Raw genomic sequence first — 4,113 nt, forward strand, 5'->3', positions numbered from 1 at the left:
GCCTTGTACGCAACATACTCGTAGAGGCGGTTGAACGCCCACGTGTGACCCCACGACGCCCCGGTACGCTCACGAATGTCGGTTAAATCCTCAAACGCGATCATCGAACACCCATACTCGCGGGCTTCTTCGATCAACTCGTTGCTAATGCGGTGAATCGTTTGCTTGAATCTCCCCGTCTCTTTTCGCCCGACTGCTTGGATGTTTTCGTGTGCCTATTTTTGTGCAGTGTCTCGGCCCCGTTTAGACCGAATCGACAACCACATTCATCCAACAATCGCCCCCAATTCGGCACCCATTTCCCGTTCAGTCCCGTCTATATTACTATGAGCGAGGGTTCGCCGACAGTTCCGACGCAGAATATGTCAAAGAGTTTGGTGAGGAACCTATGACACGAAAGGACGACTACTACAACCGGGCCAAACAGCAGGGCTACCGTTCGCGGGCCGCCTACAAGCTCAAGCAGCTCGATTCGGACGCGGGAGTAATAAGTGACGGCGACACGGTCGTCGATTTGGGTGCCGCTCCCGGCGGGTGGCTCCAGGTCGCGAGCGAACTCGTTGGCGAGGGCGGCACCGTCGTCGGCGTCGACCTCCAACGGATCGACTCGATCGAGGGCGTCGAGACGATCCGGGGCGACATGACCGAAGACGAGACACGCGAGCGGATCGTCGAGTCGATCGGCGAGGCCGACGTTGTCGTCTCCGATATGGCCCCGAACATGACCGGCGAGTACTCGCTCGATCACGCCCGCTCGGTGTATCTCGCCCGAACCGCTTTCGAGACATCGCTCGAACTGCTCGCGCCCGACGGCGACTTTGTCGCGAAGGTGTTTGAGGGCCCCGACACCGACGAGTTGCGGGCCGACATCGACGAGGAGTTCGAGTACGTCCGGACGATCCATCCCGACGCCTCGCGGGATTCGTCCTCCGAGTTGTACATGGTCGCCAAGGGGCGGTTGACCGCGCCGGTCCGGAAGGGCGACCAGGTCGAAGTCGAGATCGAGGACGTCGGCCGCGAGGGTGACGGGATCGCTAAAGTCGAGGGGTACACGGTGTTCGTTCCCGACGCCGAACCGGGCGACGAGGTCGAGATCGAAGTGACCGACGTCAAGCCGCGGTTCGGGTTCGGCGAACGTCTCGAGTAGCGCGACTGTCGATTATCTGCTGTCCGGGCTACGCCGGCCGCCACCGCCCGCCGATCCCCTCGCGTGGATAGTCCTGATACGTCCCGTTCAAAAAGGACGTGACGCGACCGTTCTCCTCGCTCAGCGTGACCGCCCACAGCACCTCCTCGCGGGTGGATATCTCGAGCGCACTCAGGTGTTTGGTCCCCATCCAATCGGGGTAGGTCAGCTTCTCGTCGGTGTCCATCTCCTCAGGTGAGGGACTCCGGACGCGGACCATCTGCTCTTGAATCGTCCCGTCGGCGGCGACGACGATAGCCCCGTCACAACTGAAGGCTACGTCCCGCGCCACGTCGATGAACGGTTCGGACGACTCGGAGACGACGCCGCAGCGATCGATCGGCCACGCGTTCGCACCGAGGGGATCGGTGTATTCGACGAAGTCGACGTCGGCGACGATGAGAAAGTACAGGCTCGGCCCGGAGACGTACTGCTCGTCCCAGCGCTCGAACTCGAGGCTCAGGGTCTCGCACGTGTACCGGAGGAGATCCATGAGCTCTTGGCTGGTCTCGTAGTTCACCCGGGCTTCTTCACGGTCAAGCATACCGTCGATACGGGCCGACGGCGTATATAAACACGCTCCGGTCGGCAGCGACCCGCCACGCCTGCCCGCCTCCACCACTGCTGATTCCGCTACTCGTCCGACCGGCGGCCGGGCGTCCACTCGGCGTCGAGGGTCCCGTGGGTGAACGACAGCGCGTCCTCGCCAGAGTAGCTCGCGACGAGGTGCCCGTCGCCCTCGAGGTAGTACTTGTAGGTCGTCAGCCCCTCCAACCCGACCGGCCCGCGGGCGTGGATCTTGCCGGTCGAGATGCCGACCTCCGCGCCGAGGCCGTAGCGGTAGCCGTCGGCGAAGCGCGTCGAGGCGTTGTGGAAGACCGAGGCGGCGTCGATCCCGGTCATAAACGTCTCGGCGGTGTCGGCGGCTTCGGTGACGATCGACTCGGTGTGCTTCGAGCCGTTCTCGTTGACGTGTTCGACGGCCTCGTAGACGTCCTCGACGAGCTTGATCGACAACTCGAGGTCACCGTACTCCGTCCGCCAGTCCGCCGCCGTCGCCGCGCCTATATCGACGACCTCGCGGGTCGCCTCGTCACCGCGCAACTCGACGCCCGCGTCCTCGTATCGCTCGACGAGACCGGGCAGGAAGTCGGCGGCGACAGAGTCGTTCACGAGCAACGTCTCGACGGCGTTACACACGGCCGGATACTGGACCTTCGCGTCGAAGGCGATGTCCTCAGCTATCCCGAGGTCGGCCTCGCTGTCGACGTAGACGTGACAGACGCCCTCGGTGTGGCCCAACACGGGGATCTGGGTGTTGTCCTGAATGTAGGAAACGAACCCCGAGGAGCCCCGCGGCATCACGAGATCGACCTGTTCATCCAACTCCAACAGGCGGTCGACCGCCTCGTGGGCCTCGATCAACTGCGCCCACCCCTTCGGGAGCTCCTCGAAGCGCTCGTCGGTCGCCTCCCGGATGATCTCGTAGAGGACCCGGTTCGATTCGCTCGCCTCGCTGCCGCCCTTGAGGATGACGGCGTTTCCTGATTTTAGTGCGAGAGCAGCGATCTGAACCAAGGCGTCGGGGCGGGATTCGAACACCGTCGCGACGACGCCGATGGGGACGGCGACCCGGTAGAGTTCGAGGTCGTCGTCGAGTTCCCGCGCCGACAGCGTCGCCCCGAGGGGGTCGTCCTGCCCGGCGACAGACTCGACCATCGACGCGATGTCATCGAGCTTTGCCGCATCGAGTTTCAGCCGGTCGACGAGCGCCTGTGTGTACTCGCCGCGTTCGAGCATCGCCTCGGCCTCGGCAACGTCCTCGTCGTTGGCCTCGAGTATTTCGGCCTCGCGTTCGCGGATCGCCCCGGCGATCGATTTGAGCGCCGCGTTCCGCTCGGCCTCCCCGACGTTCGCGAGCCGTAACGCGGCGCGCTCCGCCGCGGTCACCTGTGCATCGGTGTCGTGGTCGGTCTCAGTCATCGCTCTCACCGTCTATCGGGACGAATATGGTTCCGACGGACTTCGCCTCAGCGATCCGATCCAGCACGTCGGGGTCGGCCGACCCGGCGATGATCGCCGGGATGCCGCACTCGCTGACGTCTCGGGCCCCCTCGACTTTGGTCTGGATGCCGCCGAAGGCTGCGGTCGTACTGTCGTCGACGAGTCGCAATACCGAGTCGTAGTTCGCCCCGACGGCGTCGATCAACTCGGCGTTTGGGTTGTCCTTCGGGTTGCCCGTGTAGACGCCATCGACGTCGGTTAGCGTAACCAACAGGTCGACGCCGAGGCCGATCGCAACGGAGGCCGACAGCATGTCGTTGTCACCGATTCGGAGTTCCTCTGTCGCCACCGCGTCGTTCTCGTTGATGATTGGGACGACGCCCCAATCCAGGAGTGTCTCGACCGTGTTCGTGAAGTTCCTGAACCGCTCGGGGGTGTCGAGGTCCTTGCCGGTGACGAGAATCTGGGCGACCGTCTGGCCGTAGCGATCGAAGCTCTGGGTGTAGTGCCGCATCAGGTGACCCTGGCCGACCGTCGAGAGCGCCTGGCTCTCCTCTATCATCTTCGGATCCTGCTCCACATCGACATCGAGCAGTCCCTTTCCGGCTCCGACCGCGCCAGAGGAGACCAAGACGACGTCCGTACCGCGGTCCCGAAGGTCCATGATGTCGGCGACAAGTTTGTCGAGTTTGACGCGGTCGAGTCGCGAATCGTCGTCCGTCAGCGAGTTGGTTCCCGCCTTGACAACGACGCGTCCGGCCTCCGCGGCCCGCCTGCGTGCTCGGTCGATAGTCCTGTCGTCAAGCGCTTCGACCGCGACCGTTTCACTCATCGTCGAACGCCTCGGCGAGTTCCTGCGAGCGCCGTTCGGCCGCACCGACAGCCTCGACGACCGCCTCGTCCGCGTCGCTGTTCCACAGCAC

4 protein-coding genes and 2 pseudogenes are annotated in these 4,113 nt (G+C 63.9%); 1 reads left to right on the forward strand and 5 read right to left on the reverse strand.

All coding sequences use genetic code 11. From position 1 onward, the window contains the following. Positions 1-215, reverse strand: a pseudogene (locus ACI944_RS12455) (RNA-guided endonuclease TnpB family protein); the annotation flags it as partial. A 173-nt stretch (positions 216-388) separates the two neighbouring features. On the opposite strand from ACI944_RS12455, the gene ACI944_RS12460 reads away from it, so the two are divergent. Next, entirely contained in the window at positions 389-1,147 is a 759-nt protein-coding gene (locus ACI944_RS12460) for a 23S rRNA (uridine(2552)-2'-O)-methyltransferase (RefSeq protein ID WP_411719365.1), read from the forward strand. Positions 1,148-1,175: 28 nt separating this feature from the next. Here ACI944_RS12460 and ACI944_RS12465 read toward each other — a convergent pair whose 3' ends face one another. From ACI944_RS12465 to ACI944_RS12480, 4 genes and pseudogenes are all read right to left on the reverse strand, one after another. Continuing rightward, positions 1,176-1,730: a hypothetical protein gene (locus ACI944_RS12465; RefSeq protein ID WP_411719366.1), complete on the reverse strand. Its 555-nt coding sequence runs from the start codon at positions 1,728-1,730 to the stop codon at positions 1,176-1,178. Between the two features lie 89 nt (positions 1,731-1,819). Next, on the reverse strand, positions 1,820-3,169 hold the full coding sequence (locus ACI944_RS12470; RefSeq protein WP_411719367.1) for a glutamate-5-semialdehyde dehydrogenase: 1,350 nt from the start codon (positions 3,167-3,169) through the stop codon (positions 1,820-1,822). After that, on the reverse strand, positions 3,162-4,022 hold the full coding sequence (gene proB / locus ACI944_RS12475) for a glutamate 5-kinase (RefSeq protein ID WP_411719368.1): 861 nt from the start codon (positions 4,020-4,022) through the stop codon (positions 3,162-3,164). Before proB ends, ACI944_RS12470 begins: the two co-directional genes overlap by 8 nt. Next, positions 4,015-4,113 (reverse strand): annotated as a pseudogene (locus ACI944_RS12480) (pyrroline-5-carboxylate reductase); the annotation flags it as partial. The pseudogene ACI944_RS12480 and the gene proB, both read right to left, overlap by 8 nt.

Source organism: Natronomonas sp., from assembly GCF_046710025.1.
Taxonomy (GTDB): Archaea; Halobacteriota; Halobacteria; order Halobacteriales; family Haloarculaceae; genus Natronomonas.

Bases quoted from the DNA above. Each gene is read 5' to 3' on its own strand.
- ACI944_RS12465 (WP_411719366.1), bottom strand. From the start codon at position 1,730: ATGCTTGACCGTGAAGAAGCCCGGGTGAACTACGAGACCAGCCAAGAG.
- ACI944_RS12470 (WP_411719367.1), bottom strand. From the start codon at position 3,169: ATGACTGAGACCGACCACGACACCGATGCACAGGTGACCGCGGCGGAG.
- proB (WP_411719368.1), bottom strand. From the start codon at position 4,022: ATGAGTGAAACGGTCGCGGTCGAAGCGCTTGACGACAGGACTATCGAC.
- ACI944_RS12460 (WP_411719365.1), top strand. From the start codon at position 389: ATGACACGAAAGGACGACTACTACAACCGGGCCAAACAGCAGGGCTAC.